Genomic DNA, 26,383 nt, shown 5'->3' with positions numbered 1-26,383 from the left:
GTCGTCGCCCATCCGGAGGCTGCCGGTCCAAGACTTGACGAAAAGCCGGCGATCGAGGTGCACGACATCCACAAGCGCTTCGGCCCCCTCCCCGTGCTTAACGGCGTCAGCATCTCCGCGCAACCTGGCGAGGTCGTCTCGATGATCGGCTCCTCCGGTTCGGGAAAGAGCACCTTCCTGCGCTGCATCAATCTGCTCGAACAGCCGAACGACGGGCGCATCGTTATCGATGGCGAAGAAATCCGCCTGAAGAAAACGCCGGACGGCAGCGCCGCGCCGGCCGACATGCGGCAGGTCGAGCGCATCCGCTCGCGCGTCGGCATGGTGTTCCAGAACTTCAATCTCTGGCCGCACATGACGGTTCTCGAAAACATCATCGAGGCGCCGCTGCATGTCCTGAAGGAGGAGCGGCGGGCGGCTGTCGACCATGCCCATGCGCTCCTGAAGAAAGTCGGCCTCTCCGACAAGCACGCCCAGTATCCCGGCCAGCTGTCGGGCGGCCAGCAGCAGCGCGCCGCCATCGCCCGAACGCTCGCCATGCGCCCCAAGCTCATCCTCCTCGACGAGCCGACCTCCGCGCTAGATCCCGAACTTGTCGGCGAGGTGCTGCGCGTGATCCGGCAACTGGCCGAAGACGGAAATACGATGATCCTCGTGACGCACGAAATGCAGTTCGCGCGCGAGGTCTCGCACAAGATCCTCTTCCTCCACCAGGGAAAGGTGGAGGAAGAGGGTGCCCCGGCGGATGTCTTCACCAACCCGCGCTCCGAACGCATGCGCCAGTTCCTGGCCCGTACGCTCTGACATCCCGCCGCCATCACCCGTCCGGGGATCTCTCCGGACGAGAGCCAACAAGAATGCTCAACATGGGGAACCAAAACATGAAGCTGAAAAGTCTGTTGCTCGCCACGTTCTTCGCCGCCGGCCTCACCGCGGCCCAGGCCGCTGAGGGCGAATTGTCGATCGGGACGGAGGGCGAGTATCCGCCATGGAGCATGGCAGACTCCGCCGGTAACGTGACGGGTTTCGACGCCGATGTCGGGAACCTGCTCTGCACCAAGCTGGAGATGAAGTGCCATTTCGTCGTGCAGGCCTTCGACGGCCTCATTCCGGCGCTCAAAGCCAAACGTTTCGACATCATCATTTCCGGCATGTCGATCACGGCTGAACGCAAGAAGCAGATCAACTTCTCGGTCGGCTATGCGGAGCTCGCAAACATGTTCGTGGTGAAGAAGGATTCCGATCTTGTCGGCATCAAGGACATCGAGACGCTGCTGAAATCACTCGACGGCCGCACGGTCGGCGTCCAGGCCGGCACGACCCATGCCCATTTCGTCGAAAAGCGCGCCTCCTCCGCCGCCCTGAAGACCTACGACACGCTCGATCAGATGCAGATCGATCTCGCCAGCGGCCGTGTCGAGGCCGCCTTCGCCGATGCCTCCGCCCTTCAGGATTTCCTGGCGCGCCCGGATGGCAAGGACTTCCAGTTCGTCGATGTGAAGGTGCTTAGCACTTTCGATCCGACGCTTGGCGAAGGCATCGGCGTCGGCATTTCGCAGGAGAATACCGAGTTGAAGGCCCGCATCGACAAGGCGCTCTGCGAACTGGTCGCTGACGGCTCGATCGGCAAGGCGAGCCAGACCTGGTTCAAGACGGACATCTCCCGTCCCTGCCAGTAACACCAACACGACGTCTCCCGGGTGAGGAAAGGCCGTCAGGCCGGCCTCTTCTTCCGGGGGACTCAGCATCCGACAGGACAATAGACAGGTTTGGGCTGGTTCGATGGAACTTGGATTATGGCAGGTATGGGAAGGCGGCTGGATCAGCGCAATCCTGCGCGGCGCGGCGATCACCATCGCCCTCGGGGTCGCGAGCATGGCCTTCGGCATCGTCATCGGCGTCGCCTGCGGCCTGATCAAGTGGGCACGACTTTTCCCGCTGACGCTTATCGTGGATGTCTACACATCGATCGTGCGCGGCGTGCCGGAACTTCTGATCATCTACCTCCTCTTTTTTTCCTCCGTGGAATTCGTCGCCCGGATCGCCGCGGCGTTTGGCTACGAGGGACTGGCTGGCAACGGCTACGCCTTCACCATCGCAGTCGTTGCCATCGCAGCCATATCGGGCGCCTATTCGACCGAGGTCGTGCGGGGGGCTCTGGCTGCCATTCCGGGCGGACATATCGAGGCGGCGCGGGCGCTTGGGATTCCAGGCAGGCGCATCTTCCGCCGCATTATCGCCCCGCAGATGCTGCGGATCGCGGTGCCCAGCATGAACAATGTCTGGCAGACCACGATCAAGGACACCGCGCTTGTCTCCGTGGTCGGCTTGCAGGAACTGATGCGCGCCGCCTTCGTCGGGGCGGGTTCGACCCGCCATCCCTTCATCTTTTATCTCATCGCCGCTGTCGTCTACCTCACGATCACGCTGGTCAGCCAGGGTGGATTCGACTGGATCGAACGCCTTTTGCGTTCCCGTACGAGGAAATAGGCCATGGACTTCGAACTCGTTCGCCTCGCAGTTCCGACCCTCGCCAAGGGACTGTGGCTCACCGCCGTCCTGACGGTTGCCTCGATCGCCATCGGCTTCAATCTCGGCCTGGCGCTCGCGGTCATGCGCCTGTCGAAAAACACGGCTCTGAGCGGTTTTGCCAAAGGCTACAGCACCGTCTTCCGCGGCACGCCGCTGCTGGTCCAGCTCTTTCTCTTCTATTATGGCCTCGGCCAGCTTTCCTTCGTGCGGGACAACCCCATACTCTGGTGGATCGTCGGCGATGGCGCCCATTGCGCGGTCATGGCGCTGGCACTCAACACGGCGGCCTATACGTCGGAAATCCTGCGCGGCGGCCTCATGTCCATTCCGGGAGGGCTCGTCGAAGCTGCTCAGGCCTGCGGCATGTCGCGGCTCCTGTGCTTTCGCCGGATCACGTTTCCCCTTGCCATCAGGCAAGCGCTGCCGGCCTACGGCAACGAGCTTGTGCTCGTCGTCAAGGGAACGAGCCTCGCTTCCACCATCACCGTCCTGGAAATCACCGGCCATGCAAAGCGGCTGATGAGCCAGACCTATGCAATCCTCGAAATATTCGCCATCGCCGGTGTGCTCTATCTGCTGATCAATCTGGCGCTGATCACGCTCGTACGGCTCCTGGAAGCCCGTCTTACGCGCTACCTGCCCCGATAGGCCTACCGCCTGAAACGGCCGGAAACTTTGAAAGGAAAGAGAAATGCCCATGGATGTACGCGCCGCCGTTGCCGTTCAGGCCGGCAAGCCGCTGGAAGTGATGACCGTTCAGCTCGAAGGCCCGCGGGCCGGCGAGGTGCTGATCGAGGTCAAGGCCACCGGCATCTGCCACACCGACGATTTCACGCTGTCGGGCGCCGACCCCGAAGGTCTGTTCCCGGCGATCCTCGGCCATGAGGGTGCCGGCGTCGTCGTCGATGTCGGCCCGGGCGTCACCTCGGTCAAGAAGGGCGACCACGTCATCCCGCTCTACACACCGGAATGCCGTTCCTGCCCGTCCTGCCTGTCGCGCAAGACCAATCTGTGCACGGCGATCCGTTCGACCCAGGGCCAGGGCCTGATGCCGGACGGCACCTCGCGCTTTTCGATCGGCAAGGACAAGATCCATCACTACATGGGCTGCTCCACCTTCGCCAACTACACGGTGCTGCCGGAGATCGCCGTCGCCAAGGTCAACCCCGACGCGCCGTTCGACAAGATCTGCTACATCGGCTGCGGCGTCACCACCGGCATCGGCGCGGTGATCAACACGGCACAAGTCGAGATGGGCGCAACCGCGATCGTCTTCGGCCTCGGCGGCATCGGCCTCAACGTCATCCAGGGGCTCAGGCTTGCCGGTGCCGACATGATCATCGGCGTCGACCTCAACAACGACAAGAAGCCGTGGGGGACACGCTTCGGCATGACCCATTTCGTCAACCCCAAGGAGATCGGCGACGACATCGTGCCCTACCTCGTCAACATGACGAAGCGCGGGGCCGACCAGATCGGCGGCGCCGACTATACCTTCGACTGCACCGGCAACACCAAGGTGATGCGTCAGGCGCTCGAGGCCTCGCATCGCGGCTGGGGCAAGTCGGTGGTCATCGGCGTTGCCGGCGCCGGCCAGGAAATCTCCACCCGGCCGTTCCAGCTCGTCACCGGCCGCAGTTGGATGGGCACCGCCTTCGGCGGCGCCCGCGGCCGCACCGACGTTCCCAAGATCGTCGACTGGTACATGGAGGGCAAGATCGAGATCGATCCGATGATCACCCACACCATGCCGCTCGAAGACATCAACAGGGGCTTCGAGCTGATGCATTCCGGCGAGAGCATCCGCAGCGTCGTGGTATACTGAGCGCGGGTTCAAAACCGCATCACGAATGCAATCCGTTCATCGCATCGCCAAGCGTCCGCCTAGCGATGCCAGTGATCGGCCGGGCATAGCGCGCCGGCCATGAAGGAGGAGAAGCCCATGCCAAGCATTGCGATACATCCATCCCTCGATTCCGGTTTCAAGGCGACCGACGCGGCCTTCTCGGGCGGCACACTTGTGTGCAACTGCACGAGCAACGCTGTGAAGGTCCGGATCAAGGGCGACATTGCCCATAACCATGCCTGCGGCTGCACCAAGTGCTGGAAGCCCGATGGTGCTGTCTTCTCGATCGTCGCCGTCGCGCCGACGGACAATGTCGAGATACTCGAAAACGGCGACAAGCTCGCTGTCGTGGATCCGGCCGCTCTTATTCAGCGCCACGCCTGCAAGGACTGCGGCGTGCACATGTACGGCCCCGTCGAACGCGACCATGCGTTCAAGGGGCTTTCCTTCCTGCATCCTGAGCGGTTCCAGGAAACGGGCTGGGCAAAGCCCGGGTTTGCGGCCTTCGTGTCTTCGATCATCGAAAGCGGATACGATCCGGCAAAGATGGATAGCGTGCGTGCCCGCCTGCGAGACCTTGGTATCGAGCCCTATGACTGCCTCAACCCCGGCCTGATGGACTACATCGCCACCTGGACGGCGAAAAAGAGTGGCGCGCTTAGGACGGACACCGCCTGAGCGACTTGCCGCAAGCACCTCATCGTTCTCGATATCCACCAACAGGTAACATCGAATGCATAGCCTGCCCCCCGAATTCAAAGCCGAAGTCCGTAAAATTGTCGGTGAAGGAAACCTCAAGGACGGAGAGGCTATTTCCACGATCGACCACGGAGTTGCGCCTGAAAACCTGGGGGCAGGCGCTGTCGTCCTCCCGAGAACCACCGGGGAGGTTGCCGCCATCGTCAAATGTTGCCTCACCAACGGGGTCTCGCTCGTCACCCATGGAGGACGAACCGGGCTCGTAGGCGGGGCGATGTCTCGGCCGGGCGAACTGGTGCTTTCGACCGCCCACCTCAATCGGATCCTGCATATTTCACCGATCGAGCGCGTTGCAGTCGTGGAGGCTGGCGTGACACTACAGGCGCTGCAAGTGGCGGCCGCGGAGCATCGACTTGAAACAGGGATCGATTTGCCGTCGCGCGGTTCGGCAACTATCGGAGGCATGGCCTCGACGAATGCCGGGGGTATTGCAGCCTTTCGGTTCGGGGTTATGCGGCATCGCATTCTTGGTCTGGAGGCCGTGCTCGCGGATGGCTCGATCTATTCCGACCTTACACGCGTCGTGAAAAACGCCGCCGGCTATGATCTAAAGCATCTTTTCGTGGGGGCCGAAGGTACGCTCGGCATCATAACGCGCATTGCCGTCAAACTCGAACCCCAGCCCCCTGCCACAGCAACAGCCCTCTTTGGCTTACCATCGGTGGATGCCGTGCTCGAGACGGTTCGTCGAGGGCTCGACGCAGAATATGGTCATCTACGCGCGGCGGAGGCGATCTGGAATACCTATTTCCGCCTGACATCCGGCCACCATCGCTGGTCGGCGACGGACTACAATGCCGACCATCCAGTCAACCTGTTGGTCTCGCTCGGCGGGACCGAAGAGGCAGCGTTGCAATCGGAACTCGGCCGTATCTATGAAGACCTCATCGAAGCTCACCCCGACGTCTCGGCCGTGATTGCGTCCTCGGGCACGCAGGAGGCGGATCTCTGGCGGCTACGCGAAGACACGGACCTCATCTACCGAAAGCATCCGAGCGCGCCATCCTACGACGTCTCGGTCCCTCTTTCGGAAGTCGGGAGCTATCTCGATCGCTGCCTTGCGGATCTGAGCGAAGTGGATGCCGCGCTCGATCCCTACGTGTTCGGCCATCTTGCCGACGGAAATCTCCATATCGTCCTCAACGCGGCCGGCCGTGACATTCCGGGCGAAAAGGCGAAAGCCATTGAGAAGGTGGTGTACAGGGACATAGTTACGATCGGCGGGTCGTTCTCTGCCGAGCATGGGATCGGCACCAAGAGAGCGGGGTCACTGTCAGCCACATCGAATCCGGTCAAGCTGGCGCTGATGTATCGGGTCAAGGACGCGCTCGATGCGTCGGCGATCCTCAATCCCGGAAAGGTGTTGTGCGCGGACGCGCTTTACAGCGCCGCGCGTCAAATATGACGCGCAAAGGACGCTGTAACGCTTTAAACCTGCTGCATAATCTTATCCTTAGATCGGATCCGATCTAAGGAATTATGCAGTAGAGGCTGACCTCCCTTAAAATGTGGCAAGGCGGCCGCTGCGTGCAAAGCCAATCTCTGCGACGATTTCAAATGCTCCTGCGTTAAGATTGCCATTCATAACGGAAATATATGATTTTATCTTATTCTTTCATGATTTCGTCCTCTCGACGGCCTTGACTCCAGAATGCGAGCACTGACACATTCAGTTGTCAGACATCTTACATAAAAGGGGATCGTGGCTGACGGATCGAATAGGAGGATCATGTGAGGAAGCTCTTTGTACGATTGGCCGTAGGCGCCGCATTCGTCGCCACGGCCGCCTCTGCCCATGCCGGGCAGACGCTTGACCGCGTCATCGAAAAGAAGGCGATGGTCGTCGCCACCAACAGCGGTTGGCCGCCCCAGAGTTATCTGGACGACAGCAACGAGATGGTCGGCTTCGATATCGACGTCTCCCGCGAAATCGCCAAGCGCCTGGGCGTCGAGGTGAGCTTCGAGACGCCGGACTGGGCAACGCTGACCGGCGGCCGCTGGCAGGGACGCTACGATCTCGGCGTCGGTTCCGTAACGCCGACCAAAGCGCGCGCGCAGGTCATCGATTTCGTCGGCATCTACTATTACAGCCCCTATGTCTATGTCGTGCACAAGGACAGTGAGGCGAAGTCCGTGACCGACCTCAACGGCAAGGTCATCGGCGTCGAGACCGCGACGACGTCGGAAGATTTCATCAACCGCCGACTGGAAATCGACGCGCCGGGCCTGCCGCCGATCGAATACAAACTGGAGCCGGGCGAAGTGCGAACCTTTGCCGATTCGATGCTGCCCTTCGACGATCTTCGTCTTGGCAGCGGCGTGCGCCTCGACGCGGTGATCGCGCCTGAGCAGACGGCCCTCAACGCCATCAAGAATGGCTATCCGCTCCGCAGCCTGGAAGGTGAATATGCCTTCCGCGAGCCGCTCGTCGTGATCGCCGAGAAAGTCGATCAGGACTGGACGGCAAAGGTCGGCAGCATCATCGAGGAGATGAAGAAGGACGGCACTCTCAGCACGCTGACCACCAAGTGGTACGGCAAGGACTACAGCACGGACTGACGAGCATAGCGGCGTGGGTCGATCTGGCCCGCGCCGCAACACGCATCTGGGGGAGCCGCACATCATGACCTATCCTGATACCTACTATAAGCGCACCATGGTGGATCAGACAGCGCGCCCTGCTCTGTCTGGCTCGCACGATTGCGACGTCGTGATCGTCGGCGGCGGCCTCGCCGGGCTGTCGACTGCCCTGCAACTGGCGCGTGCCGGCAAAAGCGTCACGGTTCTGGAAGCCGAAAGCGTGGGTTACGGCGCATCCGGCCGAAACGGCGGCTTCGTCAGCCCGGGCTACGCAACGGACGGCGACGAAATCGCGCGCGTCACCGGCGAAGAAGCAGCCCGCAGCCTCCATCTGCTGTCGATCGAAGGCACGGAGTTCATCCGTGAAAACATCCGCGCCCTTCAGATCGATGACGCGCAGTCGCAACCCGGCCTGATGAGCGTGCTGCGCTACGACGATGCTGCAAGCCTCAAGGCCTATGCGGAAGACACCAGCCGGCGCTACGGCTACGAACTCGAATTCATGGATCGCGACGCGGTCCGCGCGGTCCTCAAGTCGGACCGCTATTTCCAGGCATTGCGTAACCGCAATGCGTTCCACATGCACCCGCTGAACTATCTACGCGCCATCGCCCGCGAGATCGAACGTCTTGGCGGCCGCATCTGCGAAAGGTCCGCGGTAAAATCCGTGGACCTGGCAGGCGCACAGAAGCGGGTGAAAACGGCAGGTGGAGGCGTGACGGCCCGCGATGTCGTCTTCACGACAGGTGGTTATACCGGATCGCTCAACGGAAAGCTGAAGCGCTCCTTCCTGCCGATCGCAACCTACGTCATGGTCAGCGAGGATGCGCCGGATCTTATCGCATCGGCGATCGCAACGAAGGACGCCGTCGGCGACAACCGCCGCGCGGGCGACTACTACCGCGTGATCGATGGCGGCCGGCGCCTCTTGTGGGGCGGTCGCATAACCACTCGCGCAGCCTCGACGGACGCGCTCGTGCGCGAACTGCGCGCCGAAATGGTCGGCACCTATCCGCAACTCGCCGGGTTGAAGACCGAAATCGCCTGGTCGGGCCTCATGTCCTACGCCCGCCATCTGATGCCCCAGATCGGGCGCATGAGCCCCGGCGTGTGGTATTGCACGGCCTTCGGCGGACATGGCCTCAACACGACGGCGATCGGCGGCAAGGTCATCGCCGAAGGCATTCTCGGTGAGACCGAACGCTACAAGCTCTATGAACCGTTCGGCCTCGTCTGGGCGGGCGGGCTTGCCGGGCTTGCCGTCGCCCAGCTCACTTATTGGAAGCTCCAGGCACAGGATTGGTGGCGCGAGCGCGCCGCCTGAGAAACGGGAAAGGTCTGAACCATGATCGGTCGATTGATACTCATCTATCCCGAAGCCTCGCGCCGTGCCGGCGCGCTGCTGATCCTCACCCTGGTGGTCCTTGCGCTCTACATGCTCGGTGTCAGCTCTGCCTGGATCGGCCATGTCCTGCCCGCCACGGCAGGTTGGCTTGGCGAAAACCCGACCATGGGGCGGCTGGTTTCGTCTCTCCTGATCGCGCTCATCGTTGCCGCCAACTGGAAAGCGTTGCGCCAGCTCTCACAGCGCCAGCAGGTGGTCGGCGTCTGGCTTGAGCTCTTCGTGCTTCTGATGCTCTTCTTCTACTCGTTCGACCTGTCCTTCGCCTTCATCGCCAAGAAGATCGGCTTTCTCGTCTCACAGGGCGTGGTGACGACGCTCTACATTTCCGCGATCTCCATCGTGATCGCGACGGTCATCGCGTTGGCCGGCGCAATCGCCAAATTGTCCAGCAACGGTGTCGTCTACGGCCTCGCCACCTTCTACACCTCGCTGTTTCGCGGCCTGCCGCTCCTGATGCAGATCTACATCATCTATCTCGGCCTGCCGCAGGTCGGCTATGTGATCGGCGCGGTGCCTGCCGGCATCCTGGCGCTTTCGCTGTGCTACGGCGCCTATATGACGGAAATCTTCCGCGCCGGCATCCAGAGCATTTCACGCGGCCAGACGGAAGGCGCCACCGCACTCGGGCTCAGCCCCAACCAGACCCTGGCGCTCGTGATCCTGCCGCAGGCGATGCGGGTCATCATTCCGCCGACCGGAAACCAGTTCATCGCCATGCTGAAGGACTCCTCCCTCGTCTCCGTCGTCGGCGTCTGGGAAATCATGTATCTCGCCCGCACCCAGGGCCAGACCGAGTTCCGCCACATCGAGATGCTGATCACCGCATCGATGATCTACTGGATCCTGTCGATCGGGCTGGAATACGCCCAGTCTCGCATCGAGGAGCGCTTCGGCCGCTTCAATGCCCGTTGACGCGCCCGCCACGGCCCGCGGCGGCGCGTCGATCGTGCCGTCGAACGGCCGTGGCGCCCTTCTCGTTGTTGTCGCCTTCGCGATCTTCTCGGCCACCGATGCCATCGTGAAGGTCATGGCATCGGGCCTGCCGGCGCCACAGGTGACGTTCCTTGTCACCGCTGCCGCCCTCGTTGCACTGTTGATCCAGTCTTTCGCAACCGGCCGAAGCGGGCGGCTGATACCGCGCCAGCCCGGCCTCGCCCTCTGGCGTGCGCTGTTGCTGGCGATCGATACGATGCTGATCCACTACGCCTTCGCCAAGCTGCCGTTGGCGGAGGCCTACCTGATCGCCTTTCTCACGCCGATCCTCGTTGCAGTTCTCGGTTTCGTGTTTCTCCGCGAACGGCTTTCGGCGGTCGGCTGGGTGGGCGTATTGATCGGCTTCGCTGGCGTTACCGTCGCCCTGAAGCCGGGTGTGGCGCCCCTCAATCTCGGCCATGCCGCGGCGCTCGGCTCTGCGGTGTTGTTCGCGCTTTCCCTGATCTTGCTGCGCCGGGCGAAAGTGGCGGAAACGGATGAAGCACTCGTCGGAAGCCTTCTCGTCGTAATGACGCCTGTTGCGCTTGGTGTCGCTGCCGCGTCCGGTGGATTGCTGCCGATCGACCTTGCCGACCTCGGTCTTGCGATTGCCGGCGGCCTCTTGCTTCTCGGCGGCCATGCGCTGCTGGTGCGCGCATTCCGGATCGGCGAGGCCTCGGTGGTCGCACCGTTCCAGTACAGCCAGATCATCTGGGGATGCATCTACGGGGTTCTTCTCTTCTCGACCCCGGTGGAACTGCACATGATCGCCGGGGCTGGAATCATCATGCTTTCGGGCTTGCTCGTTCTGAAATAGTCCCCGGCCCCGTCAGAGCGGCTGCGGCAGCTGCGGAAAACCGCCGACATGCATGCAGGTCAGGGCAGCCCGGTCGCGCCCGGCCGCAAGGCAATCAGGTAGTGGCAGACCCGCAATTCGGGCTGCGAGAAAGCCGGCAATGAAGCTGTCGCCGGCACCGGTCGTGTCGACCACCTCGACCGGCCGGATGCCGATCGAAGCAGTTTGTCTTCCATCGCCGACCATGGCCCCCTTGCTGCCCCGCGTGACGACGGCGAGCGGCACGCCGCATTCCAGCAGGCGGCGCAGCAAGGCTTCCGCCGTCGCGTCGTCGTCGCCGGCGGAAGCGAAGGCGATCGCCAGGCCCTCGGTTCCGAGATTGACCGGATCGGCATTGACGGACACATCCTGCGACACACTGATACCGGCATCGGCGAGCGTGCGGCGCAGAACGCCCCCATCGTCCATCCAGCCGATATGCACATGATCCATGGTCTTCAGGACGGCAATCTCGTCCGCGTCCGGCTCGTAGCCGGCGCAGACGCCGAAATCCTCGAAGGTGAAGACGCGGTCGCCGGAGGCAAGCACGTCGATCTCGGTATAGGCGGTGACGCCGACACGTTCCCGCATATACGTGACGTCGACACCGTTGTCAGCCAGGAGATGCCGCGTTCGCCAGCCGGCCGGATCCGAACCGACGGCGCCGAAATAGTGCGAGACGTGGCCGAGCCGGGCGAGTTGTACCGCAACGTTGACAGCGTTGCCGCCAACAAGCGATTGCGAAAGCGGAGGCTGGAAGCGGTCTATGCAATTGTCGCCGACGGCGGCGAAGCGGAAGGTTTTCATGCGCATCTCGGGATAGGACGCCAAAGCCGCGAACGCGATGATGCGCATTCGCAGCTCCGGATTATCGCGTCAAGCAGCAAATATCAGTAGGCGACGCGCTTGTAGTAGCGCCTTGTCGTGAGCGGGTGGTTGCGCAGGACTTCGAGATGGGCGCTGATGCGCTCCAGCACAGTCGCCAGCAGCACGGGCGACACCAGCGCCCGCACATCGGCCGAAACGCCGGGCAGTGCGAACTCGGCGGTGTCGAGAACGGTCAGCTTGTCTGTGTAGACCGGCGCAAAGTTCTGGACGCGGTCGGCAAGCGGGCGCGCCGCATCCTCGCCCTTGAAGAGAATGACGCTGACGCCCTTTTCGACGAGTTCGAGCGTGCCATGGAAAAAATCGGACGCGTGTACGGGACGGGTGCGGATCCACTGCATCTCCTCGAGGATGCACATGCCGTAGTAGAACGCTTCCGGCCAGACGTTCCCGGCACCGGTAATGATGTGATAATCCGAGCCGGCGAGGATCTTGGCAAAGGCCTCCGCCTTCGGCTCATAGGCCCGCTTCACCTCCAGCAGCAGCGCCGGCATGCGGGAGAGCTGGCTGACGATCTCGGCGTGGTTTTCGATCTCGCCACGATGGTTCAGGATCGCGAGCGCGATGAACAGCGACTGCAGATAGAAGGATTCGCAGGACGTATCGTCCTCGGCAAAATTGACGAAGACGTGGTCTCCGCCCTTGCCGAGCGGCGTCTCCTCGTGGCCGACCAGGGTCACAACCGTCGCTCCGATTTCCTTCAGCCTGGCGAGAAGGGCCACACTTTCCTTCGTCGTACCGGAAAGCGACGGCATGACGACGATCGACTTGTCCGTCAGGTGAGCCGAGCCTGTGAGCACCAGTTCCGCCGGCATGTCGATGAAGGCAGGAAAGCGCGAGCGCCGCTGCAGCAACTGAGCCGCGGGCTGCATCAGGATCGCCGCGCCGCCGGTGCCAAGGAAGAAGATGTTCTCTGCGCCCGCCGAAAGACAGGATACAATCACTGTTTCCAGGCGGTTCTGCAGCGCGACTGCGCCGGACTGGATACGGAGGAATCTCTGTTCGTCAAAATTCAGCATGGTTCTGCTCTCGATGTTTGCAGGAAGCGGTGACGCTTTAGTTGTAAGACAACTGACATCGTGGGAAATACCTGTCAAGACGGCTTTCCGCGATTTGTGGAAATGCCCACGTGAAGCGAAGCGGACGCGCCCACAAGCCGGGCTTTCGTACACTTGACCGGCAAGGATTTGTCAGACAAGAACGATTAGACGATCAACGACAACACGAGGCATAGAAGTGCAGGAGCCCCTTCGCGACTCGCGCACCCTGGCCATTCAGCTTCGGGACCGGATTGCCGATCTCATCCGGTTGGAGGGGCTGAAACCGGGGGACAAGCTGCCCACCGAAGCGCAGCTCACGCAGCGCTTCAAGATTTCCCGCCCGGCGCTGCGCGAAGCCCTGAAGCTGCTCGAACAGGACGACGTGATCTATGTCGAGCACGGCCGCGGCCGCTTCGTTTCGGCGCTCTCGGCCGTGCAGGTCGATCGCCCGATCACCGTCTTCGAGAGCGTCACCGACATGGCGCGCCACTACGGTTACACCACCGTCAACAAGGTGCTGTCGATTTCCGAGGAAACACCCGACACGCGCGTCGCCGACAGCTTGCATCTCTCGCCCGCCGGCCGCGTGATCCGCATCGAGCGCATCCGTCTGCATGATGACGAGCCGATCCTCTACTGCATCGACTACGTTCCGCGCAGCATCATCCCGGCGAAGCTCTACGACCTCGACTGGAGCGGATCGTTGATGGACCTGCTCGAGGAATACGGCAGCCGCCCGCGCATGTCCGCCGCCAGCGTATCCTCCGTCATGCTTCCCGATGACGTCGTCGAGCGCCATGACCTCAGGGATTTCGGGCCAGCCCTGCTCATCACCGAAACCTGCTTCACCGCAGCCGGCGTCCCGGTGAACTACGCGATTGACTATCACCGCGGCAGCCATTTCTCCTTTAGCCTGACGCGCAAGTAGGCGATTTCCGAAGAACAGGCGTGCTGGACGCGATGTGGGAGCGTCGGCTTAATCTTTCGGGTTTTTGTATAGGTGGGCATGATATTCGAGCGCCTGCGCGTCACGGCCGATGGCCGCGACCGCGACGAGCTTGCCACCCTTCTTGTAGCTGACCAGGCAATCGCGCGCGGCGATGTCGCCATCAACCTCCAGTCTGTCCCAGCCCTCGGCATGGCCGACATAGCGGACCGTGACATCGTAATGCGGGCTCCAGAAGAAGGGCACGTCCCGGAAGGGCTTCCCTGCGCCGAGCATGTTTTCCGCGGCGATCTGTCCCTGGCGTTCGGCGACCACCCAATGCTCGACCCGGCGGGTTTGACCGTTCTGGCCGTCGCGCCAGCGCGCCACGTCGCCCGCCGCGAAGATGCCCGGTGCAGCTGTTTCGAGATAATCATCGACGAGGATGCCATGGTCGGTAGCGATACCCGCCGCTTCGGCGAGCGCGGTATTCGGCCGGACGCCCACGCCGATGATCACGAGATCGGCAGGCAGTTCGGCACCACTGCTCAGCGTGACCGCGTCTGCTCCGATCGAAGCAAGCGAAGTGCCCATGTGGAGCCTCACCCCATGATTTTCGTGAAGTTCCCGGATGAAGTCGCCGAGTTCGGGGCCGAGCACCTTTTCCAGCGGCCTTGCATCGAGCGAGACCACCTGCACATCCAGCCCGCGTGCTCGTAGCGCGGCCGCTGTTTCCAGGCCGATGAAGCCCGATCCCAGCACCACCGCCGATTTGGCCGATTTCGCCCGTTCGACGATGGCCCGACTGTCGGCAAATGAGCGCAGGGTAAAGACATTGGGCTGGTCCGCGCCGGGGATCGGCAACCGCACCGGTTCGGCCCCCGTCGCAATGAGAAGGCGGTTGAAGGGGAAGGTGCGGCCGCCCGCAATCGTGACGACGCGCGCCGACACGTCGATCCCGCTCACTTCAGTCCCAAGCTGGAGATCGATGTTGCTCTTGCCGTAAAAGCCTTCGGACTTGAGCGGCATCCATTCATCCGGCGCGTTGCCTGCCAGGTAGTCCTTCGACAAGTTCGGGCGATCATAGGGCGCATCAGCATCCTGGCTCAGCATGGTGAGCCGCCCCTGATAGCCGCGCCGACGCAGCATCTCGGCGCAGGAAAATCCCGCCGCGCCGCCACCGATGATGACGATGTCCTGCGGCTGGCCCATTGCCGATCCAGCGCGCTGCGGCTCGGATGTTTTGCGCTCGCGGACCACGATCCGGTCGCCCTCGCGCTCGACCTGCCAGCAAGGCAGCGGATCGAAGGCAGGGGCGCCAAGCGCCTCGCCGGTGCGCAGTGAAAAACAGGCATGGTGCAAGGGACAGCGCACCGTGTCACCGACGACGATACCCTTTTCCAGCGGCCCGCTGTAGTGGGTGCAATTGGCCCCCACCGCCAGGATCTCATCGCCGACACGGACGAGCAGGACCGCCTTCTTGCCCACATGTCCGCGCAGCATCGGCGTGTCGCCGAAATTGGCAAGGGTGACGCCCTCGGTCAGATCGGGGCCGGCATCCTCGTTTGCATGTGAGGCCATGGCATTTCTCCTTCCACGCGACTCATCGTGACGGGGCGCGGCAAGCGTTCCCCCTGTTGAATGTTCACTCCTCGTCGGAAAGCCCCGCCGCCCTGCCTTTCGCCAGCACGGCGGTGACAATCCGGTCGCAACGGGCGCCATCGAAGCAGAAGGCGTCACCAAGGGCGGAATCCATTTCCTGAGCCAGGCTTTCGCGCAGCAGGCTTCGGGCGCGGAAGAAGCGGGTGCGCACGGTGGCCGCCGGAATTTCCAGCGCCAGCGCCACCTCCTCCACGCTCATCTCCTCGATCGCACGCAGCATGAAGACCGTCCGGAACGCCTCGGGAAGCAGGTCGATGCGCGCCTCCATCAGCTTGCGCATCTGTACGCGCATCACCGATTGCTCTGGGCCCCGGCCAGGCTCATCGGTCAGTGCCGCCTGGGTTTCGGGTTCGGAAGAAATCATGGCAACCTCTAACGGGATCACTTGCGCGCTCTTGCGCCGTAACCGCCCAAGCGCCTCATTGGTTGTGATGCGCACCAGCCAGGTCGAGAGTTTGCTCTCGGAACGGTAGCTGGGCAGGGCGCGCCAGGCGCGCAGATAGGCTTCCTGGACGACATCTTCCGCCTCGGCGTCGTTTCCGACAATGCTGCGCGCCGTGCGGAATAGAAGCTGATTGTGGCGGCGCATGATAGCCGCGAAGGCTGCTCCATCGCCGTTGGCGGCGCGCGAGATCAGCTGAGCCTCCGTGGCGTCTTCCGAGGGCCGAGGCGTCACCCGGCGAGATGGGACTTGCATATGTGCCACCGTTCGTTGAATGGACGAAGATACCGGTGCCGTGTTCTGTCACCGCCCCGATTGTCGGCGTCATGATCGTGAACTGCAATAGTATTGAGGTACATGACAGGCACACCAGTTCATGAGATTAATCTTTGCCTCGGTTCCGCAGGCTCAGAAACTCGCCGCGTAAGGCCGCATCTTCAAGGAAAGCGCCTCGCATGATCGAGTTGGTCAATACGGACCGTTCGTCCTTGACGCCGCGCCAATGCATGCAGGAATGATCCGCTTCCATGATGATCGCCAGCCCGTCGGGCTTGATGCGATGCTCGAGCTCATCCGCAAGCATGACCACAGCCTCCTCCTGGATTTGCGGTCGGCTCATGATCCAGTCGCATAGGCGGGCGTATTTGGACAGCCCGATCAGGTCGGACGCGGCATTCGGCAGGACGCCGATCCAGACCTTTCCCATGATCGGGCACAGGTGGTGCGAGCAGGCGCTCCGCACCTTGACCGGGCCGACGATCATCAGTTCATTGAGCCGCGACACGTTCGAAAACGCCGTGACCGAAGGCGCGGCCTGGTAGCGGCCGGAAAACACCTCACTGATGAACATCTTGGCCACGCGGCGCGCGGTGTCGGCTGTATTATGGTCGTTCTCGATATCGATGACGAGGGCGCGGAGCACCTCCTTCATCCGCTCTTCCACCTCAAGACGCAGCTCATCCAACTCGCCGTCTTCCACGAATCCCCAGATGTTGTCATTGGCGCGAAAGGTCTGCCCAGCCTTGAGCAGCCTCAGCCGAACCCGGTCGGACGCCTTCATTGCAGCGATCTCATTTTCCAAGGCAGGAGCAAGTGCAGTCTTGAGCAACGATAATCTCCGGTCACTTGCGCCCGGCTTCGGAGGCCGGCGCGGCAGTTGGTTGAGCCCGCCCCATCAACGGCTGCTGACGAGCATTACTTGTGCTCATGCCTGGTCACTTCCGACGCCATGGCGATAGACGAGCCGGCCACCGAACCACCCGCCAACGGCAAGAGCGAGAAAGCCGCCCTTATCGAGCAGCACGAGACGATATGCCCCTTCAGCATCTCCCGCACGGTATCCTGCGGCCAGTTCGAATTGGCCTTGGCAAGGAAATCGGCCCGTTCATGCGACGCCGTGTGAGCGTAGGCGGACACAGGGGCGAAAGCGGGCGACGCCGTCAATGCAGCCACGGCCGCAGTGAGAGCGAGGTGATGGCTGATGGCCGGGCGGGAAAACCTAGAAAACGGCATGACAGTCTCCGCGGTCGCACAAATCGCAGGATCGGACATACGTCCGGCCATTTGCCGGCATCTGCCACATCCCTTCCTGCACATTGGATGAGGTGATCGCCCGCCGTGTTCCCAAGTTCAGATGAAATTTTTTTGGATATGGCAAAAGGTAAGAGCTAGGCGACGACAACAAAGCCCGGTCAAGGCAGGACTGCCAACAGTCGGCCACCGTGCCGGGATCATCAAGAAGAGGTCTTAAGTCATAGACGACTCGGGCGCGACGGCGCTCTGTCCGAGATAGACGATAGCCCGGCACTGTCGTAAACTGAGGGCCGGCTGGGGCGACCGTCCCTTCGGGAGCGAACGAATGCCTATCTTCATGGACCGGCATGATCTTGCAGGCGTTTCCGCCGCTGATGTCGCCGAAGCACATCTTAAAGATCTCAGCATACAGGACCGGTACGGCGTCAAGTTCCTGACCTACTGGTTTGACCACCGGCGGGGAACGACCTTCTGTCTGATAGATGCGCCGGACGCCGAAACCGCGCAATGCGTTCATCGCGAGGCCCACGGGTTCATTGCCGGCGAAGTCGTGGAGGTGGCGCTCTCAGCTGTCGAGGCATTTCTCGGGCGAATACAAGATCCTGAGGCGGCTGAATCGATCTCGAAAGACATGGACGCCGGTCACCGGGCGATCCTTTTCACCGACATGGTTGGATCTACCGAGATGACATCGCGCCTTGGCGATCGTATGGCCATTGAACTCATCAGAGCTCATGATGCCCTCGTTCGCGGTTGCCTGGGACGATCATCCGGCCGTGAGGTCAAGCACACTGGCGACGGAATAATGGCGGCGTTCGCCTCCACGGTATCTGCAGTCGACTGTGCAATTGAGATCCAACGCGAGTTCCATCACTACAACGCAGGCAATGCCGAGCCAATTCACATCCGCATCGGACTGGATTGTGGCGAACCTGTCGAGGACAGCAATGATCTCTTCGGTACCACGGTGCAGCTGGCAGCAAGGCTTTGCGCTGCCGCCCATAGCGATCAAATCCTGATATCCGAAAACATATACCAAGAGTACGGCAAGGCTGATGTTTTCACCCATGGTGGCCGCCACCGGCTAAAGGGATTTGCAAAGCCAATCCGGGCCTACCGGTGCGAGTGGCTGAATTACAGCGCCGCGCATCAAATATGACGCGCGGCGCTGTAATTCAGCCCCTGCGCCGGCTGCAACGCTGCCAGAACCGGTTCGCACGCCGCTTGACCGGTTAAAAGCGCCGCCTCAGAGGGTTACAGGCTTTACGGTTGACGAACATCCATATATCCAGTAATGCAGATATATGGATAACTCAGAAGCTATCACCGCACTCGGCGCTCTTGCACAGAGCACCCGTCTCGACACGTTCCGCCTGCTCGTCAAGCATGAGCCAGCGGGCCTGCCCGTCGGCGAGTTGGCGAGGATTATCGGCGTGCCGCAAAATACGATGTCGGCACATCTGAAGACGCTGGCTCAGGCTGGGCTAATATCCGGAGAGCGTCAAAGCCGTTCAATCATCTACCGCGCAAACCTCGACGTGTTCCGCGAACTGACGCTGTTCCTGATCAAGGACTGCTGTGGGGGCAACGCGGAGATTTGCATGCCGCTCGTCGCCGAACTCACGCCCTGCTGCCCGCGATGAAGGCGAGTGCATGAGCTTGCGTATTTCTCAAAAGCCGGATCAACACCACTAGGGACAAGGACAATGTCTGACCGTGTTTATAACGTGCTCTTCCTGTGCACGGGCAATTCCGCTCGCTCTATTCTTGGCGAATCCATCCTCAACGGCGAGGGCAAGGGCCGCTTCCGCGCCTATTCCGCTGGCAGCAATCCGAAGGGCGAGGTCAATCCTCACGCCATTAAGGAGCTTGAGGCACTCGGTTATCCGTCCACGGGGTTTTCCTCGAAAAGCTGGGACGTCTTCGCTGAGCCAGGCGCACCGCAGATGGACTTCATCTTCACCGTCTGCGACAGCGCGGCGGGCGAAGCATGCCCGGTTTGGACCGGCCATCCCATGACCGCACATTGGGGTATCGAAGACCCGGCGGCCGTCGAAGGGACAGAAGTCGAGGTGCAACAGGCCTTCGCTCAAGCAGCGAGGTTCCTCAAGAACCGTATATCGGCGTTTCTCAGTCTTCCGCATTCCTCTATCGACAAGCTCGCCCTTGAGCAGCATCTGCGCCAGATCGGCAAGATGGAAGGCTCCACGCAGCCCCGGGAGAAGGCAAGCTGATGTCCGCGTTTGAACGATACCTTACCGTCTGGGTGTTTCTCTGCATTCTTGTTGGCATTGCGCTTGGTCATTTCATGCCAGGCGTCTTCCAGGCGATCGGTGCAGCGGAAGTCGCCAAGGTCAACATTCCCGTGGCCATCCTCATCTGGCTGATGGTCATTCCCATGCTGCTGAAGATCGACTTCGGATCCTTGTCCAAGGTCGGTAGCTACTGGCGCGGAATCGGCGTCACCCTGCTCATCAACTGGGCGGTCAAGCCTTTCTCCATGGCACTGCTCGGCTGGCTATTCGTGGGCTACCTGTTTCGCTCGTGGCTGCCCGAAGATCAGATCGACTCCTACATAGCCGGGCTGATCATTCTTGCCGCAGCCCCGTGCACCGCCATGGTCTTCGTCTGGTCCAACCTGACAAAGGGGGAGCCGCATTTCACGCTTTCACAGGTCGCGCTCAATGACGCAATCATGATTGTCGCGTTTGCCCCCATCGTCGGCCTGCTTCTCGGCCTTTCGGCGATCACCGTGCCGTGGGACACGCTGATGATCTCGGTCGCGCTGTACATCCTGATCCCGGTGGCGATCTCGCAGGTCCTTCGGAAAATGTTGATGGCCGATGGCACGACGAAGGCTCTCGATGCGCTGTTGACCAAGCTGCAGCCCCTATCGCTCGTGGCGCTGCTGGCAACGCTGGTCCTATTGTTTGGTTTCCAGGGCGAACAGATCATAGCCCAGCCGACCATCATCGCGCTGCTTGCCGTCCCGATCCTGATCCAGGTCTATTTCAATTCTGGCCTGGCGTATCTGCTGAACCGGATGACTGGCGAACAGCATTGTGTTGCGGGACCGTCCGCACTCATCGGAGCATCAAACTTCTTCGAACTCGCGGTCGCAGCTGCCATCAGTCTGTTCGGCTTCCAATCGGGTGCTGCGCTCGCAACCGTCGTTGGGGTCCTCATCGAGGTGCCGGTGATGCTGTCCGTCATCTGGATCGTGAACCGCTCCAAGGGCTGGTACGAAGCAAGCCCTTCCGTCGCCAAGAACACCGTCATCGAAAAAACCGTTGCCGAAAGGGCATGATCATGGACGTCACCATCTACCACAATCCCGAATGCGGAACGTCGCGCAACACGCTGGAGATGATCCGCAATGCGGGTATTGAGCCAACTGTCATTGAATACGTGGACACGCCTCCGACGCGCGACCGGCTTGTGCAGATGATTGCCGATGCCGGGCTCACAGTTCGTGAGGCAATTCGCGAAAAAGGCACCCCGTACGCGGAACTCGGCCTCGACAACCCGGAACTGACAGATGAACAGTTGCTCGACGCCATGCTGAAGGACCCGATCCTCATCAATCGGCCGTTCGTCATCACGCCGATGGGTACGCGTCTTTCCCGTCCCTCCGAAGTCGTCCTTGAAATCCTTCCCGACACCCACAAGGGCGCTTTCACCAAGGAAGACGGCGAAAGGGTCCTCGACGAGAAGGGGCAGCGCATTGTCTGAAGCATTGCCTGCCGCCGCCACCGAACACTTCCGCATGCCTGATCTCGATGCGCTGCGTCCTCAGTTCTCGATGCACAAACCACGCATCCTGGTCCTTTACGGTTCGCTTCGGGAAATCTCCTACAGCCGCCTTCTCGCTCACGAAGCTCGTCGTCTCCTGGAGCACTTCGGATGCGAGGTACGGGTCTTCGATCCGAAGGGCCTGCCGTTGCCCGATGAAGCGCCGGTCAGCCATCCCAAGGTGAAGGAACTGCGCGATCTTTCGGAGTGGTCGGAAGGCCAGGTCTGGGTCAGCCCAGAACGGCATGGCGCGATGACTGGCATCATGAAGGCCCAGATCGACTGGATACCGCTTTCCCTCGGCTCCATCAGGCCGACGCAAGGCAAGACGCTGGCCGTCATGGAAGTCTCCGGCGGCAGCCAGTCCTTCAATGCCGTCAACCAGATGCGCATTCTCGGGCGCTGGATGCGGATGATCACGATCCCGAACCAGTCTTCGGTTGCCAAGGCATGGCAGGAATTCGATGCCGACGGCCGAATGAAACCATCGTCCTTTTACGACCGCGTCGTCGATGTATGCGAGGAGCTGGTGAAGTTTACCTGGCTGACCCGAGATGCTTCGCCGTACCTCACCGACCGCTACAGCGAGCGGAAAGAGGATGCGGAGAAGCTGGAAAAGCGGGTCCAGCTCAAAGCCATCTGACATGCAGCACCAATTGCGAGACGATCAGGTCGCTCGCCTCGTCGATATTTCGATAATCGTGGAAATAACACTTGACGAGAATGTGGACGGGGCCGTAGCCTATTTCCATGATTATCGAAAAAGCAGCATCCCAACTCGAAGCCCTCGGCAACGTCACACGCCTCCAGATATACCGGGCGCTCGTGCGTGCAGGTGACGATGGCCTGCCGGTCGGGAGGCTCCAAGAAAAGCTGGAAATTCCAGCTTCCACGCTTTCACACCATCTGAAGCGGCTCATCGACACTGGCCTTGTTATCCAGGACCGTCAGGCGACGACGCTGATCTGTACCGCGAACTACAAGCACATGAATGCCCTGATCGGTTACCTCGCGGACGAGTGCTGCGCCGATGCGGGATGCTCGAAGCAAACCCGCGAAACCGTGGCCTGAAGGCGTTTTTTTGCATTCAAATTTCGAAATTTCCAGAAATACGAAAGGAGAGGCACGTGGTATTCCCTGAAAGGCTTCCGGTCGCTGTCATTGGCGCTGGCCCCGTTGGACTCGCGGCTGCCGCGAGGTTGGTGGAGGCAGGCCTCACGCCCCTCATCTTGGAGCGGGGAGCTTCCGTAGGCTCGTCCCTGATCGACTGGGGCCATGTGCGGGTTTTCTCCCCCTGGAAATACAATATCGACGATGCCGCGCGACGATTGCTCGATGATCTCGGCTGGAACGCCCCGCAGCCTGATGGTGTGCCGACAGGCCGGGAAATCGCTGAAAACTATCTTCTGCCTTTGGCGGGTATTCCCAAGATTGCGGCCAACCTCAAGCTCGGCACAACGGTCACGGCGATTACCCGTCAGGGATTTGACAAGGTCTCATCAAACGGTCGCCAGGATGCGCCTTTCGTAGTCCGATACGACGACATCTGGGGCGAGCACGACGTTCTGGCACGAGCTGTCATCGATGCCTCCGGCACATGGACGCATCCGAACCCGATGGGGATCAACGGTCTGCCCGTCTTTGGCGAACGCAGTTCCAGCAGGGTTTCCTATGGCATACCTGACGTTGCCGGAATCAGGCGGTCTGACTTCGTCGGCAAGCGAACACTGGTTGTCGGAAGCGGTCATTCAGCAATCAATGTCGCCTTGGCCCTGCTGGAACTTCAGGAAAGTGATCCTGCTACCGAAATCTTCTGGGCGCTCCGCCATCATGGAGTGGCTCGCCTGCTCGGCGGCGGTCTCAATGACCAGCTTCCCGAGCGCGGTGCCCTCGGATTGGCTGCGAAGAAGGCCATGGACGAGGGTCGCCTCAGAATGCTGACGTCCTTTGCCGCCAAGAGCGTGATATCCGAAGACGAAGGGCTCGTCGTCAAGGCCATGGCAAATGGAGAGCCGGTGACACTGGCGCTAGATCGGGTGGTGGTCACGACTGGCTTCCGGCCCGACCTATCGTTTCTCCGAGAACTCCGCATTGATCTCGATCCTGCCGTCGAGGCCCCGCCAGCCCTGGCGCCCCTCATCGATCCGAACCTTCATTCCTGCGGCACCGTTCCACCCCATGGCGTCGACGAATTGGCCCATCCGGAAAAGGATTTCTACATTGTCGGCTCGAAGTCCTATGGCCGCGCTCCAACATTCCTGATGAAGACCGGCTACGAACAGGTCCGTTCCGTGGTCGCCGAGCTTGCAGGAGATCACGTTGCCGCGCGGCGGGTGGAACTGGTTCTTCCTGAAACAGGTGTGTGCTCCGTCGATCTCGCAGTAAACGCCACATCGGGATGCTGCGGCGGACCCGCGCCCGTGGAGGCGGACGCCTGCTGTGCCGCTGATGCGACCGCGAAGGCCGCTGGAAAATCCGGATGCGGCTGTGCCGCACCAGTTGTCGAAAAAGCGCGAGCGTGATGATGGGAGAACGAAAGCTACCCGCATGGGCGCTTGCGGGGCTCGGCGCAACGCAAATCATCGGATACGGCACGCTCTACTATGCCTTCAGTATCCTTGTGCCCGAAATCGCGGAAGATATCGGCAAATCGCAGCAATGGGTGTTTGGAGCCTTCTCGGTGGCTCTGCTCGTTGGCAGCCTTGCTGCACCCCTGTCAGGCTACCTTGCCGACAGGATTGGCGCGGGGCGGTTGATGGCGGCAGGATCGCTGCTGGCGTCCGCAACACTCGCCTTGATGGCCGTGTCCACCGGACCGATCACCTTCGCTGTCGCACTGGCGCTGACCGAGATCGTTTCGGTCGCCGTTCTCTATGCCACCGCGTTCACTGCAATCGTTCAGACCGGGGGACAAAATGCGCAGAAATCCATTGTTCACCTGACGCTGATCGCCGGTTTCGCCTCCTCGGTGTTCTGGCCGCTGACGTCCTGGCTGCATGGTTTTCTGTCCTGGCGGGAAGTCTATCTGCTGTTCGCAGCGTTGAACCTCCTCGTTTGCCTTCCAGTGCACTTGGCGCTTGCCCGGCTGACGACCACAGCAGTGTCAGCCTCCAAGACCAGCACTGTCCCTATTAGCGAACACCGGCCTGTTGCGAACGGAACACTGCTGTTCTCGCTGATGCTGCTCGGCTTTGCCATCGAGGGCTATGCCCTGTCGGCGATCCTGGTTCACATGGTACCGCTGACACAGGCGCTCGGGTTTGGTGCAGCAGGTCTGCTGGTTGCTTCCCTGTTCGGTCCAGCCCAGGTTGCAAGCCGCCTGATCAACCTGCTCTTCGGCCGCGAGCTGTCACAGAAATGGCTGGCCGTCATCGCGACTGGACTTCTACCAATCGGTCTGACGATCCTGCTGATGACGACACCGTGGGTGCCCGGAGCGGTAATGTTCGCAATCTGCTTTGGACTGGGCTCCGGTCTCACAAGCATTGTCGGGGGGACATTGCCGCTCGAGTTGTTTGGATCAAAGGGGTACGGCAGCCGCCTCGGCTGGGCCACGTCTGCGAAACAGATGATGTCGGCAATTGCGCCACTCGCCATGTCCATGTCTATGGCGGGGATCGGCGTCGTCGTCTCGATCGGGGTGACGATAGCTATCGGTGTAGCCGGGGCTTTGGCATTCCTTGCGATCGTGTCAGTCGAGCGGCGCCCTGTGGCCCTTCGACAAACGGTGAACGTCAGACGCATGCAGTGATCTCAGAACGCGCTGAGATTCGGATAGCGCCTTGACCTTCCAGGAAGCTGGAGCCGGATATTCTCCTCCTTCTGTTCGCTTGACCTTGCCATCGTTGGAAGCGTTAAGATTCCGCCCAGCATGGAGGTCATCAGGAATGGACCGTCGCGCCGACAAACTAGAAGAGAACATCCTCACTCTGTTCAAGCAAGCTTGCCGACAGGGTCGGCTGGACGTCGCCGAGCACCTGCTACAAGCACTCGAAGCGTCGAGCGAAAAAGGCAGCCGCGCCGGGCTGCCCCGTGGTCGTGAAGCATTGATCAAAGCGTATCGCACTGTGGCCAAACTTCGTTACTGCATAACTCCTTAAATCGGATCCGATTTAAGGATGAAATTATGCGGCAAATTTAAAGTGTTACAGCGTCCTTAGCGCGTCATATTTGACGCGCGGCGCTGTAGGCGCGCAGGCGCCGCCCTGAACCGGTCGATAAACCGGGAAATCGCCTCGGAAATCGGAGCCGAGCCCTACCCGCAGGACCCGTGCTGCTGGATCGGCGGGCACTTCACCGAACCGAACGAGCAACACGCGCAGCAGTCACCGGGATTTGGGCGTAGCAGGGTTTTGCAATTGAGGCATTCATAGAAGACCTGACAGGCATCCAAGGGCACGGTCTCGCGTTTGGCAAAGCCGCAATGTGGGCAGGTCAGCACGGATTCGAGAATGGACGGGCTACGGGACTCGCCGGTCGTCATCGTATCAACCCCTTCAATCGTTCCCACAATCCCGGTACCGGATGTCCGTGGGGTTTCTGGGTCTGATTGGTGAGCGCGTTGACGAAGACGACGAGATTGACAGGCTTGAACTTCAGGCCGTGGAAACGGGCGCGCAGGCGGCCGTCCTGATCGATGACGTGGGTGACGATCCCGTGCATCTGCATGCCCTCCTCGCTTTCGGTGAACTTGAGGCCGTAAGCTTCGGCGATCTTGCGGGTACTGTCTTCCGGCTGGCCCGGCACTGCGGTCAGAAACATCCAGTTCACCGGGTCGAGGCCGTGCGCCTGTCCGTACTCGCTGAGCACCGTTCCTTTATCGCGCTTCGGGTCCGTGGTGATGGTGACGAACTCGACCATCGCCTTCATCGGCGTCCGGTTGATCATCGTCTGGAGTTCCGCGATTCGCTCGGCATGCAGGGGACAGACGTCCGGGCAGTTGGCGTAGACGAAGTTCAACACTACGACCTTGCCTCGAAGGTCGGACAGGCTGACGGTGCGGCCCGCCGAATCCTGCAATGTGAATGCGGGCCCTTCGTTGTCGACCGCCTGGAAGTATGTCTCCGTGGCGCGGAGGTCCTGATCGACCTCCTCGAGCGAATGTGCCAGCACCGGGGCGACGCAAGCCACCGTCATTGCGATGACAATCAGGGCTGAATGCAATGCGCGCATGGG

Annotated in this window: 30 protein-coding genes; 22 read left to right on the top strand and 8 right to left on the bottom strand. The window is 61.2% G+C overall.

Annotated elements, in window-relative coordinates; all coding sequences use genetic code 11:
* The first annotated feature begins 51 nt into the window (after positions 1-51).
* The 11 genes from BC363_RS36320 (at position 52) to BC363_RS09570 (ending at position 10,911) form a co-directional block, all read left to right on the top strand.
* The gene (locus tag BC363_RS36320) at positions 52-804 is read left to right on the top strand and encodes an ATP-binding cassette domain-containing protein (protein ID WP_065785898.1); all 753 of its coding nucleotides are present in this window, start codon (positions 52-54) and stop codon (positions 802-804) included.
* A gap of 77 nt (positions 805-881) precedes the next feature.
* A complete protein-coding gene (locus tag BC363_RS09615; protein ID WP_065785899.1) occupies positions 882-1,679 on the top strand; it encodes a transporter substrate-binding domain-containing protein in 798 nt (265 codons plus the stop codon).
* A 103-nt stretch (positions 1,680-1,782) separates the two neighbouring features.
* Positions 1,783-2,490, top strand: coding sequence for an ABC transporter permease subunit (locus tag BC363_RS09610; RefSeq protein WP_065785893.1), 708 nt, complete (start codon positions 1,783-1,785; stop codon positions 2,488-2,490).
* 3 nt (positions 2,491-2,493) lie between these two features.
* Entirely contained in the window at positions 2,494-3,180 is a 687-nt protein-coding gene (locus tag BC363_RS09605) for an ABC transporter permease (protein ID WP_065785894.1), read from the top strand.
* 49 nt (positions 3,181-3,229) lie between these two features.
* A complete protein-coding gene (locus tag BC363_RS09600; RefSeq protein ID WP_065793295.1) occupies positions 3,230-4,357 on the top strand; it encodes an S-(hydroxymethyl)glutathione dehydrogenase/class III alcohol dehydrogenase in 1,128 nt (375 codons plus the stop codon).
* Between the two features lie 117 nt (positions 4,358-4,474).
* Entirely contained in the window at positions 4,475-5,056 is a 582-nt protein-coding gene (gene gfa / locus BC363_RS09595) for an S-(hydroxymethyl)glutathione synthase (protein WP_065781882.1), read from the top strand.
* Positions 5,057-5,111: 55 nt separating this feature from the next.
* On the top strand, positions 5,112-6,542 hold the full coding sequence (locus tag BC363_RS09590) for an FAD-binding oxidoreductase (RefSeq protein ID WP_065781884.1): 1,431 nt from the start codon (positions 5,112-5,114) through the stop codon (positions 6,540-6,542).
* A gap of 326 nt (positions 6,543-6,868) precedes the next feature.
* Entirely contained in the window at positions 6,869-7,696 is an 828-nt protein-coding gene (locus tag BC363_RS09585; RefSeq protein WP_065781886.1) for a transporter substrate-binding domain-containing protein, read from the top strand.
* 64 nt (positions 7,697-7,760) lie between these two features.
* A complete protein-coding gene (locus BC363_RS09580) occupies positions 7,761-9,041 on the top strand; it encodes an FAD-binding oxidoreductase (RefSeq protein WP_065781888.1) in 1,281 nt (426 codons plus the stop codon).
* 21 nt (positions 9,042-9,062) lie between these two features.
* Positions 9,063-10,034, top strand: a complete 972-nt coding sequence (locus tag BC363_RS09575) for an amino acid ABC transporter permease (protein ID WP_065781890.1) — start codon at positions 9,063-9,065, stop codon at positions 10,032-10,034.
* Positions 10,024-10,911 (top strand): DMT family transporter, encoded by an 888-nt coding sequence (locus tag BC363_RS09570; RefSeq protein WP_065781892.1) that lies wholly within the window; start codon positions 10,024-10,026, stop codon positions 10,909-10,911. The genes BC363_RS09575 and BC363_RS09570 overlap by 11 nt, the downstream gene beginning before the upstream one ends.
* Before the next feature lie 12 nt (positions 10,912-10,923).
* Here BC363_RS09570 and BC363_RS09565 read toward each other — a convergent pair whose 3' ends face one another.
* Both BC363_RS09565 and BC363_RS09560 read right to left on the bottom strand, forming a co-directional pair.
* Complete coding sequence (locus BC363_RS09565) at positions 10,924-11,736, bottom strand: PfkB family carbohydrate kinase (protein ID WP_065782128.1); 813 nt, start codon at positions 11,734-11,736, stop codon at positions 10,924-10,926.
* Positions 11,737-11,819: 83 nt separating this feature from the next.
* Positions 11,820-12,833, bottom strand: a complete 1,014-nt coding sequence (locus BC363_RS09560; RefSeq protein WP_065781893.1) for an SIS domain-containing protein — start codon at positions 12,831-12,833, stop codon at positions 11,820-11,822.
* A gap of 217 nt (positions 12,834-13,050) precedes the next feature.
* On the opposite strand from BC363_RS09560, the gene BC363_RS09555 reads away from it, so the two are divergent.
* Entirely contained in the window at positions 13,051-13,782 is a 732-nt protein-coding gene (locus BC363_RS09555; protein WP_065781895.1) for a GntR family transcriptional regulator, read from the top strand.
* 48 nt (positions 13,783-13,830) lie between these two features.
* Here BC363_RS09555 and BC363_RS09550 read toward each other — a convergent pair whose 3' ends face one another.
* The 4 genes from BC363_RS09550 to BC363_RS09535 all read right to left on the bottom strand — a co-directional run bounded on the left by BC363_RS09550 (position 13,831) and on the right by BC363_RS09535 (position 17,395).
* Complete coding sequence (locus BC363_RS09550; protein ID WP_065781897.1) at positions 13,831-15,360, bottom strand: FAD-dependent oxidoreductase; 1,530 nt, start codon at positions 15,358-15,360, stop codon at positions 13,831-13,833.
* A gap of 64 nt (positions 15,361-15,424) precedes the next feature.
* On the bottom strand, positions 15,425-16,138 hold the full coding sequence (locus tag BC363_RS09545) for an RNA polymerase sigma factor (RefSeq protein WP_065781899.1): 714 nt from the start codon (positions 16,136-16,138) through the stop codon (positions 15,425-15,427).
* Positions 16,139-16,265: 127 nt separating this feature from the next.
* The gene (locus BC363_RS09540; protein ID WP_244519827.1) at positions 16,266-16,862 is read right to left on the bottom strand and encodes a GTP cyclohydrolase I; all 597 of its coding nucleotides are present in this window, start codon (positions 16,860-16,862) and stop codon (positions 16,266-16,268) included.
* Between the two features lie 215 nt (positions 16,863-17,077).
* On the bottom strand, positions 17,078-17,395 hold the full coding sequence (locus BC363_RS09535; protein WP_139110067.1) for a hypothetical protein: 318 nt from the start codon (positions 17,393-17,395) through the stop codon (positions 17,078-17,080).
* A 346-nt stretch (positions 17,396-17,741) separates the two neighbouring features.
* Between BC363_RS09535 and BC363_RS09530 the strand changes: the two genes are divergently transcribed.
* From BC363_RS09530 to BC363_RS09485, 10 genes are all read left to right on the top strand, one after another.
* The gene (locus BC363_RS09530) at positions 17,742-18,575 is read left to right on the top strand and encodes a nickel-binding protein (protein WP_065781905.1); all 834 of its coding nucleotides are present in this window, start codon (positions 17,742-17,744) and stop codon (positions 18,573-18,575) included.
* 145 nt (positions 18,576-18,720) lie between these two features.
* Entirely contained in the window at positions 18,721-19,059 is a 339-nt protein-coding gene (locus BC363_RS09525; protein ID WP_065781907.1) for a metalloregulator ArsR/SmtB family transcription factor, read from the top strand.
* 63 nt (positions 19,060-19,122) lie between these two features.
* On the top strand, positions 19,123-19,650 hold the full coding sequence (locus tag BC363_RS09520; protein ID WP_065781909.1) for an arsenate reductase ArsC: 528 nt from the start codon (positions 19,123-19,125) through the stop codon (positions 19,648-19,650).
* Entirely contained in the window at positions 19,650-20,723 is a 1,074-nt protein-coding gene (gene arsB, locus BC363_RS09515; protein WP_065781911.1) for an ACR3 family arsenite efflux transporter, read from the top strand. The genes BC363_RS09520 and arsB overlap by 1 nt, the downstream gene beginning before the upstream one ends.
* Positions 20,720-21,148, top strand: coding sequence for an arsenate reductase (glutaredoxin) (arsC, locus tag BC363_RS09510; RefSeq protein WP_065781913.1), 429 nt, complete (start codon positions 20,720-20,722; stop codon positions 21,146-21,148). Before arsB ends, arsC begins: the two co-directional genes overlap by 4 nt.
* Complete coding sequence (arsH, locus tag BC363_RS09505; RefSeq protein WP_083222589.1) at positions 21,141-21,851, top strand: arsenical resistance protein ArsH; 711 nt, start codon at positions 21,141-21,143, stop codon at positions 21,849-21,851. The genes arsC and arsH overlap by 8 nt, the downstream gene beginning before the upstream one ends.
* 107 nt (positions 21,852-21,958) lie before the next feature.
* Complete coding sequence (locus BC363_RS09500) at positions 21,959-22,279, top strand: metalloregulator ArsR/SmtB family transcription factor (RefSeq protein WP_065781915.1); 321 nt, start codon at positions 21,959-21,961, stop codon at positions 22,277-22,279.
* Positions 22,246-23,730: an FAD-dependent oxidoreductase gene (locus BC363_RS09495; protein ID WP_083223433.1), complete on the top strand. Its 1,485-nt coding sequence runs from the start codon at positions 22,246-22,248 to the stop codon at positions 23,728-23,730. Before BC363_RS09500 ends, BC363_RS09495 begins: the two co-directional genes overlap by 34 nt.
* Before the next feature lie 2 nt (positions 23,731-23,732).
* Entirely contained in the window at positions 23,733-24,959 is a 1,227-nt protein-coding gene (gene arsK / locus BC363_RS09490) for an arsenite efflux MFS transporter ArsK (protein ID WP_065781918.1), read from the top strand.
* A gap of 136 nt (positions 24,960-25,095) precedes the next feature.
* A complete protein-coding gene (locus tag BC363_RS09485) occupies positions 25,096-25,308 on the top strand; it encodes a hypothetical protein (protein WP_065781920.1) in 213 nt (70 codons plus the stop codon).
* Positions 25,309-25,463: 155 nt separating this feature from the next.
* Here BC363_RS09485 and BC363_RS35880 read toward each other — a convergent pair whose 3' ends face one another.
* Both BC363_RS35880 and BC363_RS09480 read right to left on the bottom strand, forming a co-directional pair.
* Entirely contained in the window at positions 25,464-25,691 is a 228-nt protein-coding gene (locus BC363_RS35880; RefSeq protein WP_083223434.1) for a GDCCVxC domain-containing (seleno)protein, read from the bottom strand.
* Positions 25,688-26,380, bottom strand: a complete 693-nt coding sequence (locus BC363_RS09480) for an SCO family protein (protein ID WP_065781922.1) — start codon at positions 26,378-26,380, stop codon at positions 25,688-25,690. Before BC363_RS09480 ends, BC363_RS35880 begins: the two co-directional genes overlap by 4 nt.
* Between the last annotated feature and the right edge of the window lie 3 nt (positions 26,381-26,383).

Source organism: Ensifer sp. LC384 (assembly GCF_001695865.1).
Classification (GTDB): Bacteria; Pseudomonadota; Alphaproteobacteria; order Rhizobiales; family Rhizobiaceae; genus Ensifer.
The sequence above is the reverse complement of the archived record's forward strand: the minus strand, read 5'-3'. Positions and strand labels throughout refer to the sequence as shown.

What these genes read in the sequence shown, in the direction of transcription:
- BC363_RS09615 (WP_065785899.1), top strand. Translation starts at nt 882, where the DNA reads ATGAAGCTGAAAAGTCTGTTGCTCGCCACGTTCTTCGCCGCCGGCCTC.
- BC363_RS09610 (WP_065785893.1), top strand. Translation starts at nt 1,783, where the DNA reads ATGGAACTTGGATTATGGCAGGTATGGGAAGGCGGCTGGATCAGCGCA.
- BC363_RS09605 (WP_065785894.1), top strand. Translation starts at nt 2,494, where the DNA reads ATGGACTTCGAACTCGTTCGCCTCGCAGTTCCGACCCTCGCCAAGGGA.
- BC363_RS09600 (WP_065793295.1), top strand. Translation starts at nt 3,230, where the DNA reads ATGGATGTACGCGCCGCCGTTGCCGTTCAGGCCGGCAAGCCGCTGGAA.
- gfa (WP_065781882.1), top strand. Translation starts at nt 4,475, where the DNA reads ATGCCAAGCATTGCGATACATCCATCCCTCGATTCCGGTTTCAAGGCG.
- BC363_RS09590 (WP_065781884.1), top strand. Translation starts at nt 5,112, where the DNA reads ATGCATAGCCTGCCCCCCGAATTCAAAGCCGAAGTCCGTAAAATTGTC.
- BC363_RS09580 (WP_065781888.1), top strand. Translation starts at nt 7,761, where the DNA reads ATGACCTATCCTGATACCTACTATAAGCGCACCATGGTGGATCAGACA.
- BC363_RS09575 (WP_065781890.1), top strand. Translation starts at nt 9,063, where the DNA reads ATGATCGGTCGATTGATACTCATCTATCCCGAAGCCTCGCGCCGTGCC.
- BC363_RS09570 (WP_065781892.1), top strand. Translation starts at nt 10,024, where the DNA reads ATGCCCGTTGACGCGCCCGCCACGGCCCGCGGCGGCGCGTCGATCGTG.
- BC363_RS09565 (WP_065782128.1), bottom strand. Translation starts at nt 11,736, where the DNA reads ATGAAAACCTTCCGCTTCGCCGCCGTCGGCGACAATTGCATAGACCGC.
- BC363_RS09560 (WP_065781893.1), bottom strand. Translation starts at nt 12,833, where the DNA reads ATGCTGAATTTTGACGAACAGAGATTCCTCCGTATCCAGTCCGGCGCA.
- BC363_RS09550 (WP_065781897.1), bottom strand. Translation starts at nt 15,360, where the DNA reads ATGGCCTCACATGCAAACGAGGATGCCGGCCCCGATCTGACCGAGGGC.
- BC363_RS09545 (WP_065781899.1), bottom strand. Translation starts at nt 16,138, where the DNA reads ATGCAAGTCCCATCTCGCCGGGTGACGCCTCGGCCCTCGGAAGACGCC.
- BC363_RS09535 (WP_139110067.1), bottom strand. Translation starts at nt 17,395, where the DNA reads ATGCCGTTTTCTAGGTTTTCCCGCCCGGCCATCAGCCATCACCTCGCT.
- BC363_RS09530 (WP_065781905.1), top strand. Translation starts at nt 17,742, where the DNA reads ATGCCTATCTTCATGGACCGGCATGATCTTGCAGGCGTTTCCGCCGCT.
- BC363_RS09525 (WP_065781907.1), top strand. Translation starts at nt 18,721, where the DNA reads ATGGATAACTCAGAAGCTATCACCGCACTCGGCGCTCTTGCACAGAGC.
- BC363_RS09520 (WP_065781909.1), top strand. Translation starts at nt 19,123, where the DNA reads ATGTCTGACCGTGTTTATAACGTGCTCTTCCTGTGCACGGGCAATTCC.
- arsB (WP_065781911.1), top strand. Translation starts at nt 19,650, where the DNA reads ATGTCCGCGTTTGAACGATACCTTACCGTCTGGGTGTTTCTCTGCATT.
- arsC (WP_065781913.1), top strand. Translation starts at nt 20,720, where the DNA reads ATGATCATGGACGTCACCATCTACCACAATCCCGAATGCGGAACGTCG.
- BC363_RS09500 (WP_065781915.1), top strand. Translation starts at nt 21,959, where the DNA reads ATGATTATCGAAAAAGCAGCATCCCAACTCGAAGCCCTCGGCAACGTC.
- BC363_RS09495 (WP_083223433.1), top strand. Translation starts at nt 22,246, where the DNA reads ATGCTCGAAGCAAACCCGCGAAACCGTGGCCTGAAGGCGTTTTTTTGC.
- arsK (WP_065781918.1), top strand. Translation starts at nt 23,733, where the DNA reads ATGGGAGAACGAAAGCTACCCGCATGGGCGCTTGCGGGGCTCGGCGCA.
- BC363_RS09485 (WP_065781920.1), top strand. Translation starts at nt 25,096, where the DNA reads ATGGACCGTCGCGCCGACAAACTAGAAGAGAACATCCTCACTCTGTTC.
- BC363_RS35880 (WP_083223434.1), bottom strand. Translation starts at nt 25,691, where the DNA reads ATGACGACCGGCGAGTCCCGTAGCCCGTCCATTCTCGAATCCGTGCTG.
- BC363_RS09480 (WP_065781922.1), bottom strand. Translation starts at nt 26,380, where the DNA reads ATGCGCGCATTGCATTCAGCCCTGATTGTCATCGCAATGACGGTGGCT.